Raw genomic sequence first — 15,952 nt, 5'->3', positions numbered from 1 at the left:
CCGCCGGCCAGCTCTGCCTCGTCGCCGGGCTGCTCGTGCTGGCGGCCACCGCCAGCCTGCCCGTGGCGATGGCGGCCGCAGTCCTCGTCGTCGCCGGCAACGTGCTCACCGTGCCGGCGTGGAACGCTGCGGTGATGGACCTCGCGCCCGAGAGCCACCGCGGCACGCTCATCGGCCTCTCGGTGGCGCTCAGCGGGCTGGCGCTCGCGCTCGGGCCTGCGCTCGGCGGCTTCGTCGTCGGCCGCTGGGGCGCGCCCGCCGCGTTCACCGTCTCGGCGGCGCTGGCCGCGGCCGCGGCGCTCGCCACGCTCGCCTACGCCCGCCGCGCCGGGGCGGCGCCGGCCCCGGGTCCGATCGTTCGAGGCTCCTGAACCGTTCGCGCTCGCCCGGCCCGCGCGTGCCTACGATACGGGCCGTTCGCGACACCATCGCCGGGAGGATGCCCCGTGACGCAGGCCCAGCGCACCGAAACGAAGTGGCGGATGCGGCTCATCATCTTCGCCGTCGTCCTGCTCGCCCTCATCGTCTTCATCGCCGAGAACTGGCTCACGGTGCAGGTCCGCTTCCTCTTCGCGAAGACGGAGACGCGCCTCGCGTGGGCGCTGATCGTCGCCGCCGTCCTCGGGTATGCTGCCGGCTGGCTGACGCCGAAGCTCCGCCGCTAGCCCGCGGCGCAGCGCCGGCGCCGGCACGCTCTCCCGGTGGAGGATTCCCGATGCCCAGCGCCGAAGCCCAGCAGCTCGCCGCGATGTTCCGCGCCGCGCCCCCGCCCCTCGAAACGCCCGACGTCCGCCAGATGCGGGCGAACATGGAGGGGATGGCCGCGCTCGGCGGCGCTGAGCCCGGCACCGCGCTCGAACCGGCCGATGCCGCCGGCGTCCCCGCCGAGTGGTCCGTCGCGCCCGGCGTCTCCCGCACCCGGGCCATCCTCTACCTCCACGGCGGCGGCTACGTCATCGGCTCCATCGCCACCCACCGCGGCCTCGTCTCCCGGCTCTCGGCCGCCTCCGGCGCGGCCGGCTTCGCCATCGATTACCGGCTCGCGCCCGAGCACCCGTTCCCGGCGGCCGTCGACGATGCGGTCGCGGCCTACCGCTGGCTGCTCGGGCAGGGCCTCGAGCCCGGCCGCATCGCCATCGCCGGCGACTCCGCCGGCGGCGGGCTGACCGTCGCCACGCTCCTCGCACTGCGCGATGCCGGGACGCCGCTGCCCGCCTGCGCCGTCGTCTTCTCGCCGTGGACGGACCTCGCCCTCGAAGGCGCCTCCATGGACGCCCGCGATGCCCGCGACCCGATGGTGCACCGGCCCGGCCTCCAGCAGATGGCCGACTGGTACCTCGCCGGACAGGACGCGCGCCAGCCGCTCGCCTCGCCCATCCACGGCGACCTCCGCGGCCTGCCGCCCCTCCTCATCCAGGTCGGCACCGAAGAGACGCTCTACGACGATGCCGTCCGCCTCGCCGTCCGGGCGGTCGAAGCCGGCGTGCCGGTCGCCTTCGAGCCGTACCCGGAGATGTTCCACGTCTTCCAGATCTTCGGCATGCTGCCGGAGGCGCACGCGGCCGTGAAGGCGGCCGGCGCCTTCATCGCCCGCCACACCGGCGGGTGACCATCGACCCCGGCGCGCTCCCCCGGCTGGGGCAGGGGCGCGCCGCCGAAGTGTTCGCGCTCGATGCGCGCCGGGTGGTGAAGCTCGCGCGCAGGCCGGGACCCCTTGCGCCGTTCGAACGGGAGGCCGCGGCGCTCCGCGCTGCCGCCGCAGCGGGGGTGCCCGTGCCCGCCGTCGAGGGCGTTACCGTCATCGATGGACGGCCCGGGCTCATCATGGCCCGGGTCGAGGGCCGCGACCTCCTCGACGTCGCGGCAGCACGCCCCTGGCGGCTGCCGGCGCTGGCGCGGCAGTTCGCCGCCATCCACGCCCACCTCACGCGCGCCGACGGCAGCGGCTTCCCGGGGTGGCGCGAGCGGGTGCTCGAGGTGCTCGCATCGTCGCCGCGCGTCCCCGCACGCGTCCGCGCGGCGGCCCGGCCCCACCTGTCCGCGCTTCCCGGCGGAGACCGCCTCGTCCACGCTGACTTCCACCCGGGCAACGTGATGATGACCCCGGCAGGGCCGGTCCTCATCGACTTCGCCGACGTCTACCAGGGCGACCCGCTCGCCAGCCACGCCCGGACGCTGGTCCTCCTCGAACTGGGCGCCCTGCCGCCGGGGGCGACCCGCGCCGAGCGAATCCTCGCGGCGGCCGGCCGCCGGCTCTTCGCTGCGCAGTATGCCGCCGCATACCGCCGCTCTGTTCCCGCGCCGCCGGACGTTGCGCGCGCCTGGCGGTCAGCTGCCATCATCGAACGTTTGGATGCAGACATCCCGGGCGAGCGGCTGCCGCTGCTCCGGGCCCTCGCCCGCGCGCTCCGGCCCTCCTAGCGCGGCAGCGCTTCCACCCGCAGGCCGAAGAGCGCCGGCGGCTCGGTCCCCAGCGCCGCGAGGTACGAACAGAGCTGGCTCCGGTGGTGCACCTCGTGCTCTACCAGCCCGCCCAGCACCCGCTTCCACGCCGGGAATGGGTCGCCCGCGAGGTTGCCGATGGTCCGCTCCAGGTCGGCCCGCGCGAGCACGGCGACCGTCTTCTTCCCCGAGCGGAGGCAGAGCTCCCGCAGCCGGTCCGCCGTCAGCCCGGGCGTCGGTTCGTGGCCCGGGTAGCGCGGCGCGCCCGTTTCGATGGCGAGCAGGTTCATCCGCCGCGCCGCCACGATGTGGAGCGCCAGCTCCGCAACCGAGAATTCGCCGGGCGCCGGCCGCCACTCGAGGTGCTCGTCGCGCAGCCGCTCGAACGCCTCGTACGTCCGCGCCTGCACGTTCACCACGTACTTGATGAGGTCGTCGCGCCCGATCACCGTCCCCATGCTACGGCAGCGGCTGCTCAGCGGCCCGCTGCTCATCTCCCGTTAACCTTTCCGCAGGAGAGTTCGACCGCGTGTCCCGCGAACAGGCTGCGCCGTACCTGGCCGAGTTCCTCGGCACGTTCGCGCTCGTCTTCGCCGGGCCGGGCTCGATGGCCGTCGATGCCGCCTCCGGCGGCGCGGTCGGCGGCGTGGGCATCGGCCTCAGCTTCGGCTTCATCGTGATGGCGATGATCTTCGCGCTCGGCCACGTCTCCGGCTGCCACATCAACCCGGCGATCACGGCCGCCTTCGCCGCCACGCGCCGCATCCGCCCCGGCCGCGCGGCCGGCTACATCGCCGCCCAGCTCGCCGGCGCGGCGCTCGCCGGCCTCGCCGTCGTCGCCATCGTCGGTGACCACGCCGATGCCGGCGCCAGCCTGCCGCGCCTCGGCGGCGCCGATGCCGCCCTCGCCTCAGAAATCGTCCTCACCTTCTTCCTCGCCCTGGTCGTCTTCTCCGTCGCGACCGATGCGCGGGCGCAGGGCGCGCTCGCGGCCATCGCCATCGGCGGCTACGTCGCGATGGCGGCCACCGGCTGGGGGCCGGTCGCCAACGCCTCGATGAACCCGGCGCGCAGCTTCGGCCCGGCCGTCGCCTCTGGCGCGTGGGATGCCCACTGGGTCTACTGGCTCGGCCCCGCGCTCGGCGCCGTGCTCGCCGCCTTCGCCTACGACCTCCTCCGCCCCGGCGCGCCGCCGCCACCACCCGAAAGGAGCTGACCCATGGCTGCCCTCTCGCTCACCCCTGCCGAGGAAGGCGAACTCCGCCTCCGCATCCGCCGCGAAGCCGAAGCGCTCGCCCGCGAATTCGCCGGCATCTTCTCCATCGAAACCATCGAGCGGTACGTCAACGAATCGTTCGATGCCATCCGCGGCCGCGCCCGGCTGCTCGACTTCGTGCCCGTCTTCGTGCACCGTTACACGCGTGAACGGCTCCGCGCCCTCGCGCAGGCGGAGGGCCTCGTGACGAAGGACCGGCCCGAAGTCCTCTACGTTTGCGTCCACAACGCCGGCCGCTCGCAAATCGCGGCGGCGCTCACGGCGCAGCTCAGCGGGGGCGCCGTGGCGGTCCGCTCCGCCGGCTCCGACCCGGCCGATGAGATCAACCCGGCCGTCGTCGCCATCCTCGCCGAGCGCGGCATCGACCTCTCGCAGGAGTTCCCGAAGCCGCTCGCCGACGAACTGGTCCGCGCCGCCGACGTCGTCATCACGATGGGCTGCGGCGACGCCTGCCCCATCTACCCCGGCAAGCGGTACATGGACTGGGAGGTGCCGGACCCGGCGGGCCAGCCGCGCGAAGTCGTCGAAGCGATCGTCGCCGACATCGAAGGCCGGGTCCGGAAGCTGCTCGAAGAGCTGGGCGTCCCCGCCATCAGCTGAGGCCCGTCACCACTCCTTGCCGATGCCGCCGCGGCCGCCGAAGAAGCCGGACGGCCAGTTGCGCCCGGTGATCATCGCCTTGTCGACGTCCTCCGGCGTGGCGATGCCGGCCTCGACGATGGCGCGCGCCTCGCGGTAGGCGGCCGCGAACACCCGGTTCAGGATGAAGCCGTACGTCCCCGGCGTGTCCTTCACCATCGAGACCTCCTTGCCGGCGGCCTCGGCCAGCTTCCGCGCGGTCGCGATGACCTCCTCGCTGTTCTGCGGCGTCCAGATCACTTCGCACATCCGCATCACGGTCACCGGGTTCGAGAAGTGCATCCCGATGAACCGCTCCTTCCGGGCGTCGGAAACGTCCCGCGCCACGTCCTGGATGCAGAAGCCGCTCGTGTTCGTCGCGAAGATGGCCTCGGGCTTCGCCAGCCGGTCGAGCTCGGCGAAGACCTGCTGCTTCAGGTCGAGCTTCTCCGGGATCGCCTCGATGATGACGTCGCAGTCGGCGAGGGCAGCGAGGTCGGTGCTGTAGCTGATGCGGGCCATCGCCGCCAGCGCGTCGTCGAAGCCGAGCTTGCCGCGCTCGACTGCGCGCTTCATGCCCCACTTGCCGTCTTCGATGGCGTGGCGGGTCTTCGCAATCGCCTCGTCGCTGATATCGCGGACCACCACCTCGTAGCCCGCCTGCGCCACGACCTGGGCGATGCCGCCGCCCATGATGCCGCCGCCCAGGCAGCCGACCTTCTTCACGTCCTCGAACTTCACCGGACCAACCTCCACGGGGCCGAACGCCCCTCGAATCTCGTGCCCCGCAAGGTACACCGGGAGGCGGGAACGGGGGAGGAGGGAGAGAGGGAGAGGTTGGAGGTTGGAGGTTGGAGGTTGGAGGTTGGAGGTTGGAGGTTGAAGGTTGGAGGTTGATGCTCCCCGTTCGCCGTTCGCCGTTCCCCGTTCCCGGTTCCCGCCTCCCGGTTCCCGCTTCCCGTCTCCCGTCTCCGAACTCCCAACTCCGTAGCCGCGGGGCTCCGTCCCCGCGGAGGGCCGGTGAGGCCCACCCGGACCTCCGAATTCACGCGCCCTCCCGCTTCCCGCTTCCCGGTTCCCGCCTCCCGCTTCCCGGTTCCCGCTTCCCTCCCAACTCCTGCTACCCTCACCCTGTCCCCATGCTCTTCTGCGACCACGTTTCGAAGTCGTTCGGCGCCAAAGAGGTGCTCCGCGATGTCACCTTCACCGTCAGCGAAGGCGAGCGCGTCGGGCTCGTCGGGCCCAACGGCGCGGGCAAATCCACCGTCCTCCGCCTCATCGCCGGCCTCGAACAGCCCGATGCCGGCCGCGCCGGCTACACCGGCGGCAGCCTCGGCTACCTCCGCCAGGAGGCCGACCTCGACGACGACAACACCCTCCTCCAGGAGCTCTGGCGCGCGTTCCCCGATGCCAGCGCCATCGAGCGCGAACTCGCCCGCGTCGCCGCCGCCATCGAAGCCGGCGACGGCGACCTCGATGCGCTCGTCGACGAGCAGGCCCGCCTCTTCGAACGGTTCGAAGCGCTCGACGGCTACCGCATCGAAGCCCGCATCGGCCGCGTCCTCGACGGCCTCGGCTTCGAACCCGCCGACTGGCAGAAGCGCTGCAGCGAATTCTCCGGCGGCTGGCAGATGCGCATCGCCCTCGCGAAGGTCCTCGTCCGCCGGCCCGAAAACGTCCTCCTCGATGAGCCGACGAACCACCTCGACGCCCGCGCCCGCGACTGGCTCGCAGAGGAGCTGACCGAATGGGACGCCGCCATCCTCGTCGTCACCCACGACGGCGAGTTCCTCGACCGCTTCGCCACCCGCATCCTCGACCTCCGCGAGAAGACCATCGAGAGCTACACCGGCAACTACACCGCCTTCCAGAAGCAGAAGGCGGCGAAGCTCCAGGCGCTCGACCAGGCCGCCGCCCGGCAGGAGCGCGAACTCGCCCGGCAGGAGCGCTTCATCGAACGGTTCCGCGCCAAGGCCACCAAAGCCGCGCAGGTCCAGTCCCGCGAAAAGCAGCTCGCCCGCGTCGAGCGCATCGAACGGCCGAAGAAGGAGGCCGAAGTCCACTTCGAAATCAGCGCCCACGGCCGCACCGAGCGCGACGTCCTCGTCTTCCGCCACGTCGGCCACGCCTACGGCGACCACCTCGTGCTCGTCGACGTCAACCTCCACATCGAGCGCGGCCAGAAAGTCGTCCTCGTCGGCCCGAACGGCGGCGGCAAGAGCACCCTGCTGAAAATCGCGGCCGGCCTCATCGCCCCCACGGAGGGGTCCGTCGAATGGGCCGAGCGCGCCCGCTTCGGCTACTACGACCAGCACCAGGACGAAGCCCTCGCCATGGACCGCACCGTGCTCGAGGAGGTCCGCTCCGTCGCCCCCCACGAGCCGGAAGTCCGCCTCCGCACCGTCCTCGGCCAATTCCTCTTCAAAGGTGACGACGTCTTCAAGCCGATCCGGGTGCTCTCCGGCGGCGAACGGAGCCGGGTCGCGCTCGCGAAGTTCCTCCTCCAGCCGACGAACGTCCTCCTGCTGGACGAGCCGACGAACCACCTCGACCGCACCACCCGCCGCAAGCTCATCGAAGCCCTGCAGGCCTACGACGGCACCATCCTCTGCGCGAGCCACGACCCCGGCATCGTCGAAGGCGTCGCCACCCACGTCTACGAAGTGAAAGACCTCGGGGTGCGCGAACTCCTCCACCTGCGGAAGGGCTAGGGGGCGCCGGCGCGCCGGGCGCGCAGCCGCCCGCGCCCGCCCAGCTCCCGCAGCAGCTGGCGGAACGCCGTCTCCCGCTCCCGGGCCATGGCGGCGTAGGCCGCCGCCGTGCCGGCGTTCAGCGTGAGCCGCTCGAGCGTGCCGCTCGCCGCCTCCGCCGCTGCGAACGCCGTCGCCCCCAGCACCGCGATGTCCTCCAGCGCGGCCGGCAGCGTCGAACCCGCGTCGTCGGCCTCGTGGAGCAGCCGGCACCAGAGCCGGCAGTCGCTCCCGTCCGGCAGCGGCCCGTCTTCGAACCGCAGCAGGCTGCCGAAGACGGCGAAGCGGCGGAAGGCCGGCGGTTCGAGCCCGGCGGGGTACTCCGCCCGCGCCACGCCGAGCAGCCCGGGGATGCCCGCGAGGCTCAGCTCCCGGCTGCCCGGCGCCGTCGCCGCCGTCAGCCGCGCCTCCCGCGGGGCCGCCCGCGAAAGCTCGGCCAGCGCCCGTCCGAAGTGCCGGTCCAGCGCCGCGTCCGTCCACCGCTCTCCGTCGGGGTCCTGCAGGTCGATGCGCATCCGTTCGCGAAAATCAGCCAGTGTCGTCATGCCCCCACGCTGGCAGCATGCCGCCGCAGCTCCAACAGGTGCCTGTCACGTCACTCGCGCCGAGATTCGCCCGGTGCGACACTCGGGACATCTCACCCGGAAGCGAGCCGCGCACCGATGCATCCCTGGCACGACATCGCCGTCGACCCCGACAAGATCGAGTCCGAGCTTCCCGTCGTCATCGAAATCCCCGCAGGCAGCAAGAACAAGTACGAACTCGAAAAGAAGAGCGGCATCCTCAAGCTGGACCGCGTGCTCTCCAGCTCCGTCCGCTACCCCGCCAACTACGGCTTCATCCCCCGCAGCTTCTGCGACGACGGCGACCCGCTCGATGTCCTCGTCCTCGGCCAGGAGCCCGTCGTCCCGATGACGCTCGTCTACGTCCGGCCGGTCGGTGTCATGCACATGCGCGACGGCGGCAAGGCCGATGAGAAGATCCTCGGCGTCCACTCCCACGACCCGGCCTTCAGCCACATCCGGAAGCTGGAAGACGTCCCGCCCCACCTCGTGGCCGAAATCCAGCGCTTCTTCATCGACTACAAGGTGCTTGAGGAGAAGGAGGTCGTCGTCGACCCCTTCGAAGGCCGGGAGCGGGCGCTCGAAGTCATCCGCATCGCCCTGAGCGACTACTGGAAGATGCGCGCGAACGAGCGCTGAGCCGGCCCGCTGCTGCGTTCAGCCCGCCGCCGTCCAGGCGAGGCCGAGCGCGATGCCGCCGAGCACCAGCCATGCCGAGTTGATCCGCGTCGCGACCGCCGCGCCGAGGGCGGCCGCGAAGAGGCTCCACGCGAACGGGCCGGTGAGCACCTCCCGCGCCAGCTGCACGCTGACGACTACGATGAGCGCCCAGGCCGCGGCGTTCACCCCATCGAGGAAGGCCGCGGAGAGCCGCCACCGCCGCAGCCGCGGCACGAACGGCGCCGCCAGCATCACGAACAGGAACGACGGCAGGAAGATGCCGGCCGCCGCCGCGAGCGCCCCCGCAAAGCCGTCCATCACGTAGCCCGCGAACGCCGCCGAGCTGAAGAGCGGCCCCGGCGTCACCTGCCCGGCCGCGATCGCGTCCAGCAGCTGCGCCTCCGTGAGCCAGCCCCGCCGCTGGACGAACTCGTCACGCATGAACGAGACGAGCACGTAGCCGCTCCCGTACAGCACCGCCCCGATCTTCAGGAAGCCGAGGAAGATGCCGAGCGTCGTCGCCCCGGCGGCGCCGCCGGCAGCCGCCAGCGCCGGGCCGGGCGCGAGCGGCGGCAGCCAGACGCGGGACCGCCGGCCCCGGCCGGGTCCATCTTTCCGCTGGCGGGGCAGCCGCCACCAGTGGCCGCCGGCCCGCGGCAGCTCCGGCAGCTGCCGCCGCGCGGAGCGCGTGAGCGCGTGCACGAGCGCCCAGGCCGCGGCCGAATACACGCCCGCGCCCAGCACCAGCGCGACTTCGCTCACGCCGGCGAGGGCGAGCCCCGTGACGGCCGCGATGACGATCACGGACTCGAGGCCGCGGAACGCCGCCCCCGTCAGTCCCCACGCCGCGTGGAGGATGAGCGCCAGCACCACCGGCTGCGCCCCCAGCAGGATGCCCTCGCCGGCGGGCGTCGTCCCGTACCGCACGTAGGCCCAGGCGAGCGCCGTCACGATCGCCACCGCCGGGAGCAAGAAGAGCAGGCCGCCCAGCCAGAGGCCGGCCATCCCCGCGCGCCGGTGGCCGAGGTGCATCGTCATCTCGGTCGAATTGGGGCCGGGGATGAGGTTCGTCACCCCCAGCATGTCGAGGAACTCCTGGTCGCTTACCCAGCCCCGCTCGCGGACCAGCTCGCGGCGCATCAGCGCGATGTGCGCGGCCGGCCCGCCGAAGGCGATGCACCCAAGGCGGAAGAAGTAGCGCGCCACCTCGCCGGCGCGGCCCGGCGTCGTCGCGGACGTCATGGCCCCACAGCCTACGCCAGCCCCCGTCAACGTTCGCCCTCTGCCGTCGCATCAGAAATTGCAAGCAAGACATTGACTTTCGCGAGCTCGTCCTTAAGATACGGCAGCAGGAGTTGAGACATGACCGAACGCCCGCACCCCCACCTCTGCCAGCTGCTCGCCCACGCCCGCTGCCTCGTCGCTGCCGTCCGCGATGGCGCGGCGCCGCTGCCCCCGTTCGATGACCTCATGGACCGGGCCGCCGCCGCCCTGCTCGTCGCCATGGCCTTCTGCGAAATCCCCCGCGACCTCCCGCTCCGGGGCACGGCCGCCGCTGCCGCCGCCGCCATCGGCGGCCTCGCCCGCGCCGCCCGGGAAGGCGCCGACCCGGCCGACATCGAGGCCGCCCTCGCCGCGCTCGAATCCCTCCTCGCCCGCGCCGCCGCGCCCGCCGGGGCCGCCGCATGAGCGCGCCGCCCGTCCTCGCCCTCCGCGGCGTCACCAAGCGCTACCGCAACGGCACCCTCGCCAACGCCGGCATCGACCTCGAGCTCCGGCCCGGCGAAATCTTCGGCCTCCTCGGCCCGAACGGCGCCGGCAAGACGACCCTCGTCCGCCAGGTGCTCGGCCTCGCCCGGCCGACCTCCGGCACCATCACCCTCGACGGCGTCGACATCGTCGCCGACCCGGGCTTCGCCCGCCGGAATATCGGCTTCCTCCCGCAGGGCACCTTCGACCTCCAGTCGCTCACCGTCGCCGAGACGATCGAGTTCGCCGCCCGGCTCCGGGGCATCCCGCCCCGCGCCGCCCGCGACGCCGCCGCGCGGCTCATCGAGCGGCTCGACCTCGGCCCCTTCCGCGGCACCGCCATGCGCAGCGCCTCCGGCGGCGTGCGCCGGCTGGCCGGGTTCGCCGCCGCCATCGCCGCCCCCGCGCGCCTGCTCGTGCTCGATGAACCCACGAACGACGTCGACCCCCTCCGGCGCGTGCTGCTCTGGGAGCTCATCAGCGAGCTCGGCCGCGGGGGCGCCACCATCCTCCTCGTCACCCACAACCTCGCCGAGGCCGAGCGCGTCATCGACCGGCTCGCCATCATGAACGCCGGCCGCATCGTCCGCGAAGGGACGCCCGCCGCCCTCCGCAGCATCGTCACCGAACGCCTCCGGCTCGAGCTCGCGGCCGCCGGCACCCTCACGCCTCACCCCGCGCTCGTCCCGGACGGCGCCGGCGCTTACCTCTTCGACGCCGCTGACCTGCCCCGGGTCGCCGCCTGGGTCAGCCGCCTGCGCGAACTCGGGACGGTGCTCGATTTCCGCATCGGTCCGCCCACGCTCGATGACATCTACGCCGCCGCCATGGCCCCCGCCGCCGCGGGCCGCCCCGGGCCGGGCCTCGCCATCGAAGGAGCCACCGCGTGACCTTCCTCCGCCAGTACCGTGACCTCGTCTCGATGGAGCTGCGCAGCATGCGCGGCGAAGTCCCCATCATCGCCGCCGTGCAGATCGGCTTCATGGTCGGGTTCGTCTTCGGCTTCGGCTACCTCATCCCCGGCATCACCGAATCGACGGCCCTCTACATCGTCACCGGCACCGCGACGCAGGGCGTCGTCACCATGGGGCTCGTCATGCTCTCCCAGCTGCTCGCCCAGTCGAAGCACGAAGGGCGGCTCGACTACTACCTGAGCATGCCGATCAGCCGCGAGGCCTACCTGCTCGCGCTGGTCACCGCCGTGGGTGTCATGGCGCTGCCGGGCATCTTCTTCTGCCTCGCCGTCGGCGCGTGGCGGTACGACCTCGCGCTCGAACTGCACCCGCTGCTGCCGGTGGCGATTCTCCTCGGCGTCGGCTCGCTCGCCGGCGTCGGCATCGCCATGGCGGTGTATTCGCGCCACCCGCAGCTCACGAACGCCCTCACCCAGCTCATCATCTTCTACGTACTCTTCTTCGCGCCCGTGCTGATGCCGCGCGAGCAGCTGCCCGCCGCGCTGCGCGAGACGGCCCGGTTCGCCCCGCCGACCTACGCCGCGGATGCCATCCGCGCCACATCGACGGACCTGCCCGGGACGCACCTCGGCACCTCGCTGGCCGTCATGGCGCTCTTCGCGCTCGGCTCGATCGCCCTCTCCGCCCTCGCCATCCGCCGCCGGGGCTGAAGCCGGTCAGCGGATGAGCGCCGCTACCAGTGTCGCGATGCCCAGGGCTCCGAGGGCCCCGAAACCGATCGTGACCCTTCCCTGGAGCTGACGGATGGCCGTCTGGAGCTCCTGCCTCGTGGCGGCTTCAGCGGCCTCCAGCCGGTTCGTCCCCTCGCTGACGGTCGTGGCAAATGACTCCAGTGATGACCGAACGTTCTTTGCGGTCTCCGCCGCGCTGGAGAGGATCAGTGCGCGCTGGTCTTCCAGGGCGGTGCTGGAGCTCGATTCGAACCGCTCGAGCTTTCCGGCGAGGGCCTCGATCGACGCGCCGTTTCCCGCAGCGAGGCCGGCGAGCCGTTCCTCGGCCGCGCTGGACCGGGCGTCGAGGGCATCGAGCCTTCCCGTCAACGCTTCTTCGACCCCTGCGAGCTGAGCCGGCAGGCTGTCGAGCGCACTGCGAACAGCTCCCACCGCTTCGACGACGGACTGCCCCGTCGCCTCGAACGCCGCCTGGAGCGCTCCCGATTGCGCCCGCGCCTCGGCGAATCCGGATTCCACCGCCGCGAAACGCCCCGCGATTTCCTCCTGTCCGACGAGCAGCGCCGCGGTATCGATGCTCCGCAGCGTCTCGATCACGCTCCCGACGCCGCTCGTGACCTCGGAGAGGCGGGAGATGAGCGTGTCGAGCTGCCGGGCAGCGTCGTCGAGGTGCCCGCGCGCCTGGTCGTACCGTTCGGTCTCGGAGCGCAGCTGCTCGAGCCGGTCCGCCAGGCCGGCGACGGCCTCCTCGAGCGTGAGGAACTTCGCCAGTTCTTCTTCGATCGTCATCGATCACCCTGCCTTCAAGATGTGGTCGACTCTCGCAGCGAGTCGTTCGGCCAGCACCAGCGCCGCCGGCACGGCGGTCACCTCGGGCATGACCCGCGCCAGTTCCCGGACGAATTCCGGCTGGTCGGCCTGGGCGCGCGCGGCCTCGAGGGCCATCCGGCGCGCCATGTCCGGTTTCCGCCCCGCGACGAGCCCGATTGCCGTCCCCGCAAGGCGCGCGAGACGCCCGTCGTCGTACAGGTAGCGGGTCCGCCCGAACTGGAGGGCGGCGGTCAGGTTCTGCCGCACCGCTACGCCGTCCGGTTCCCGCGCGAGGGCTTCGGCTGCGGCGCGCACCATCAGCAGGGCGGGCTGGTCGGGATAGGAGGTGAGGTACCGGCCCGCCGCGCCCCGGACGCGCTCAGCGTCGAGCGGCGCCACGATGAGCTCGAACAGCCCCGTCATCGCATCGTGCTCTTCCTGCTCGGTCACCGCGTTCACCATCTGGACCAGGTAGTCGTCGTACTCGGTGGTGGTCAGGTAGTTCAGGATGCGGTCCCGCAGCGCCTCGCCGTCGCCGGCAGAGGCCGCCTCGAGCATCTCCTGCAGCGACCGGCGCCGCGCCCGTTCGATGTGCTCGTAGATGAAGTCGATGAGGAGCTCGCACGCGTACAGGACGAACTCGTCCCAGGGACGTTCCGCTGCCGTATCGAGCCGCTCCGCGTACCCCCGCACGAGGCCTGCCTGGTACCCGCGCACGTACTGCAGGAGTCGGTCCCGGACCGTGCCTGCGTCGGCGCCGGCGACCTTCACTTCGAACGCACTGTGCGCGTAATCGACCGTGTAATCGGCGACCACGCCGAGGACGACGAGCCGATGGAGCACCTTCTCCATCGCCGAGCGGACGGCGTCCCCGTCCTTCCCGGGGTCCCCGGTCGCCCTCACACGGAAGCGTTTCGGGTCCTGCCCCCTCCACTGCAGCGACGTTGCTCGCGCGTACCCGGTCTCGCCCAGGAGCTCCAGCACCACCCGCGTCGTCTGGAGATCCTGCTCGCGCCCCCTGAACGCCTGCAGGTGGAACCAGAGCGCCCGGCTGACGTCGTCGTCGGTGCCGTACCTCCGGCGATTCTGCTGGGTTGCTTCGATATCCTGGACGGTCGTGTTCGGGTCGAGGAGCTGCCGGTTGACGCCCTGCTGTTCATCGGAGAGCAGGATGAACGAATACGCGCGGCCCCGGTCGCGCCCGGCGCGCCCGGCCTCCTGGTAGAACGCTTCGATCGACTCCGGGAGGCCTGTATGGATCGTGTAGCGGATGTTCGGCTTGTCGATGCCCATGCCGAAGGCTTTCGTGCACACGAGCCCGTGCACCCGGCTCCGTTTGAAGTCCCGGGCGTTGCTCCGCTTTTCGTCGTCCTGGAGCTGCCCAGCATAGATGCCGAATTTGCCGCTCAGCCGCTTCTCGACCTCCTCGTGAATCGAGCGAATCCCGAACGGCCCCTGCACGAAAGGACAGAAAATGAGCCCCGCTGCCGGCTTCGGCCGGCGCGGGTCGAAGAAAGCGCCGGGTGTCATCCCGAACCGTGACGGCAGCGAGTTCAGGACTCCCACGAGACGGTTCACTTTCTCGTCGGAGGCGCACCGCAGCACCTCGAACTTCAGCTCCGGCCGGTCGAAGGTGGTGGGCGTCACCAGCGCTTCGAAGTCCCTGATCTGGAGCTCGTTCTGGACGTCGCGGAGGACGATGTAGCTCGCGGTGCCGGTCAGGCCTACGAGGGGCGGGGCTTTGCCGTCCTTCTGGCAGTAGTCCCGCGCGATGCGGCCGAGATTCAGGTACGCCGTCCGGAAATCGTGTCCCCACTCGGAGACGCAGTGCGCCTCGTCGATCGCGACGGAACAGACCGGGACGATAGCCGTGAGGGTGCGCAGCGCATCGCGGAACGTCGAAATCTGGAACCGCTCCGGGGCGACATAGCAGAAGAGGTAACGCCCCTGGGCCATGGCATTCACGGCAGCTTCCCGCTCCTGCCGCTCCCGGATCAGACTGCTGATGCCGATCGCGCGGTCGATGCCGACCCGTCGAAGGTTGTCGATTTGGTCTTCGATCAGCGACACGATCGGGTCGACCACGATGCACACGCCGGGCAGGCAGAGCGCCCCGAGCTGGAAGGCGATCGACTTCCCGCCTCCGGTGGGCAGAAGGACGAGCGTGTCCTTCCCCTGCAGGGTCCGCTGAATCGTTTCCCACTGTCCTTCCCAGAAGCCCTGTTTGCGGAAGATGTACCGGAGCATCCACTCCGCGTGCTCCCGGGCCGGTGCGGTTGCCCGGACGGCTCGCGCCGTCGATATCGGGGCCGCGACGTTGATCCCGAGCGGGAGGTCGTGGATGACGAATCGCGGCAGGCCCGCGACCGGCGGCGGCAGCGCGGCCTGCGGCTGCCCCGCCGAGACGAGCACGGCGGCACCGGGCGCGCCCCTCGCGGGAGTCGTGTGGACCCGTGTGGTCGGCCGCGAGAGCGGCAACTCATGCAGGCACGCGACCCGGTAGACCAGCTCGGCCAGCCCTTCCACGGCCGCCGACAGGACGAGCTCGACGTGTTCCGCGGCTTCATCCACGAGCCGCTGCGGCGGGAGGACGGCCACCTCCCAGTGCTCGGGGTTCGGGAAGAAGCCGGCCCGGAACGCTTCGAAGACGGCGATCTGCACCTGGTGGCCGAAGCGCGCAAGTCGCAGGTCCGTCAGCGGCTCTTCCTTCCGCGGCCGGCTGCCCGCGCGCCGCAGGACCTCCTCGACCCGCGCCATCCGCGCCAGGTCGCCGCCGCCCGGGATGACCTCCATGAGCCGCCGGTCGAACCACGATCGCCAGTCAGCTCCGCCTGGCCCGGTGAGTGCGCCGCTCACGTCGACCGCCGTGAGGACCTCGATGGATGGGTGCGCGAGCACGATCGGCAGCTCCGGGGGCCGGTTCGCGCCCGGCTCCGCGAAGACAGGGTGGACGGCGACGCGCGGGACGATCGTCCAGCCCTGGCGGTCGAAGCCGCGCTCGAAGAACCACTCGGCAGATCGGCGGCCCTCTCCCCACAAGGGCAGGTCCGTCCGCGGCCGAAACGGGATCGTCGGCGCTGCGGCGAGCTCCTCCACAGCGCCGGTGATGTCGTCATCGGTCGCCAGCTCCCTCGGCGGGTCCGGGAGCGCCTCCTCGATCGCCGGGTCGACGAAGGTGATAGCGCCGCGGGTGAGGATCGATTCGACGACCGCGATCAGGGTGCCGAACTGGTCCCGGATGTCCTCCGACCGCGGCCCGGGCTCCGGCAGGTCGAGCCGCCACTGGCCCGCGGCCCGGCGGAGCCGCATCGGCACGTCCGCATCATGCACCCGTTCGACGAACCGCTGCGGCAGTCCCACCGCCTGGTAAAGCCGGCCCTGGAGTTCCGGGTACAGCGAGGCGATCTCCACCACATGGGGGAGTTCCTCGGGCGCGATG

General features: G+C 71.8%; 17 protein-coding genes. 11 read left to right on the top strand and 6 right to left on the bottom strand.

The genetic code is table 11. The features are described 5' to 3' along the window. From N2041_RS07915 to N2041_RS07900, 4 genes are all read left to right on the top strand, one after another. Nucleotides 1-371: MFS transporter (locus tag N2041_RS07915; protein WP_297677539.1), on the top strand; the 371-nt coding region annotated here is incomplete at its 5' end. A gap of 75 nt (nt 372-446) precedes the next feature. Next, on the top strand, nt 447-665 hold the full coding sequence (locus N2041_RS07910; protein ID WP_297677537.1) for a hypothetical protein: 219 nt from the start codon (nt 447-449) through the stop codon (nt 663-665). Nucleotides 666-715: 50 nt separating this feature from the next. Further along, nucleotides 716-1,609, top strand: a complete 894-nt coding sequence (locus N2041_RS07905) for an alpha/beta hydrolase (protein ID WP_297677535.1) — start codon at nt 716-718, stop codon at nt 1,607-1,609. Then, nucleotides 1,606-2,421, top strand: coding sequence for a phosphotransferase (locus N2041_RS07900; RefSeq protein WP_297677533.1), 816 nt, complete (start codon nt 1,606-1,608; stop codon nt 2,419-2,421). Before N2041_RS07905 ends, N2041_RS07900 begins: the two co-directional genes overlap by 4 nt. Here N2041_RS07900 and N2041_RS07895 read toward each other — a convergent pair. After that, complete coding sequence (locus tag N2041_RS07895) at nt 2,418-2,891, bottom strand: DinB family protein (protein ID WP_297677531.1); 474 nt, start codon at nt 2,889-2,891, stop codon at nt 2,418-2,420. The two genes, N2041_RS07900 and N2041_RS07895, sit on opposite strands and share 4 nt — an antisense overlap. 80 nt (nt 2,892-2,971) lie before the next feature. Between N2041_RS07895 and N2041_RS07890 the strand changes: the two genes are divergently transcribed. Together N2041_RS07890 and N2041_RS07885 are read left to right on the top strand one after the other, a co-directional pair. Further along, the gene (locus N2041_RS07890) at nt 2,972-3,658 is read left to right on the top strand and encodes an MIP/aquaporin family protein (RefSeq protein WP_297677530.1); all 687 of its coding nucleotides are present in this window, start codon (nt 2,972-2,974) and stop codon (nt 3,656-3,658) included. A 3-nt stretch (nt 3,659-3,661) separates the two neighbouring features. Continuing rightward, the gene (locus N2041_RS07885; protein WP_297677528.1) at nt 3,662-4,318 is read left to right on the top strand and encodes a low molecular weight phosphatase family protein; all 657 of its coding nucleotides are present in this window, start codon (nt 3,662-3,664) and stop codon (nt 4,316-4,318) included. Nucleotides 4,319-4,324: 6 nt separating this feature from the next. Here the strand turns inward: N2041_RS07885 and N2041_RS07880 are convergent, their stop codons facing one another. Beyond that, on the bottom strand, nt 4,325-5,077 hold the full coding sequence (locus N2041_RS07880) for a 3-hydroxyacyl-CoA dehydrogenase family protein (protein WP_297677526.1): 753 nt from the start codon (nt 5,075-5,077) through the stop codon (nt 4,325-4,327). Between the two features lie 398 nt (nt 5,078-5,475). Here N2041_RS07880 and N2041_RS07875 point away from each other — a divergent pair, with 398 nt between their 5' ends. Then, entirely contained in the window at nt 5,476-7,047 is a 1,572-nt protein-coding gene (locus N2041_RS07875) for an ABC-F family ATP-binding cassette domain-containing protein (RefSeq protein ID WP_297677524.1), read from the top strand. Here N2041_RS07875 and N2041_RS07870 read toward each other — a convergent pair. Next, the gene (locus N2041_RS07870) at nt 7,044-7,631 is read right to left on the bottom strand and encodes a hypothetical protein (protein ID WP_297677522.1); all 588 of its coding nucleotides are present in this window, start codon (nt 7,629-7,631) and stop codon (nt 7,044-7,046) included. The two genes, N2041_RS07875 and N2041_RS07870, sit on opposite strands and share 4 nt — an antisense overlap. Before the next feature lie 117 nt (nt 7,632-7,748). Here N2041_RS07870 and N2041_RS07865 point away from each other — a divergent pair, with 117 nt between their 5' ends. Continuing rightward, nucleotides 7,749-8,288 (top strand): inorganic diphosphatase, encoded by a 540-nt coding sequence (locus N2041_RS07865; protein ID WP_297677520.1) that lies wholly within the window; start codon nt 7,749-7,751, stop codon nt 8,286-8,288. 18 nt (nt 8,289-8,306) lie between these two features. On the opposite strand, the gene chrA is transcribed toward N2041_RS07865, so the two are convergent. Beyond that, nucleotides 8,307-9,551, bottom strand: a complete 1,245-nt coding sequence (chrA, locus tag N2041_RS07860) for a chromate efflux transporter (protein ID WP_297677518.1) — start codon at nt 9,549-9,551, stop codon at nt 8,307-8,309. A gap of 120 nt (nt 9,552-9,671) precedes the next feature. On the opposite strand from chrA, the gene N2041_RS07855 reads away from it, so the two are divergent. From N2041_RS07855 to N2041_RS07845, 3 genes are read left to right on the top strand one after another with little or no spacing between them, the layout of a single operon-like run. Next, entirely contained in the window at nt 9,672-9,998 is a 327-nt protein-coding gene (locus tag N2041_RS07855; RefSeq protein ID WP_297677516.1) for a hypothetical protein, read from the top strand. After that, entirely contained in the window at nt 9,995-10,948 is a 954-nt protein-coding gene (locus N2041_RS07850; RefSeq protein WP_297677514.1) for an ABC transporter ATP-binding protein, read from the top strand. Before N2041_RS07855 ends, N2041_RS07850 begins: the two co-directional genes overlap by 4 nt. Further along, nucleotides 10,945-11,682 carry an ABC transporter permease gene (locus tag N2041_RS07845; protein ID WP_297677511.1) on the top strand — a complete coding sequence of 246 codons (738 nt, stop codon included), beginning with the start codon at nt 10,945-10,947 and terminating at the stop codon, nt 11,680-11,682. The genes N2041_RS07850 and N2041_RS07845 overlap by 4 nt, the downstream gene beginning before the upstream one ends. Before the next feature lie 6 nt (nt 11,683-11,688). On the opposite strand, the gene N2041_RS07840 is transcribed toward N2041_RS07845, so the two are convergent. Together N2041_RS07840 and N2041_RS07835 are read right to left on the bottom strand one after the other, a co-directional pair. After that, nucleotides 11,689-12,492, bottom strand: coding sequence for a hypothetical protein (locus tag N2041_RS07840; protein WP_297677509.1), 804 nt, complete (start codon nt 12,490-12,492; stop codon nt 11,689-11,691). Between the two features lie 3 nt (nt 12,493-12,495). Further along, on the bottom strand, nt 12,496-15,924 hold the full coding sequence (locus N2041_RS07835) for a RecQ family ATP-dependent DNA helicase (protein ID WP_297677507.1): 3,429 nt from the start codon (nt 15,922-15,924) through the stop codon (nt 12,496-12,498). Nucleotides 15,925-15,952: the final 28 nt, after the last annotated feature.

Source organism: Tepidiforma sp., from assembly GCF_026419595.1.
In the GTDB taxonomy this organism is placed as follows: Bacteria; Chloroflexota; Dehalococcoidia; order Tepidiformales; family Tepidiformaceae; genus Tepidiforma.
Note: the sequence above shows the minus strand (reverse complement) of the source record. Positions and strands in the feature narration are given on the sequence as shown.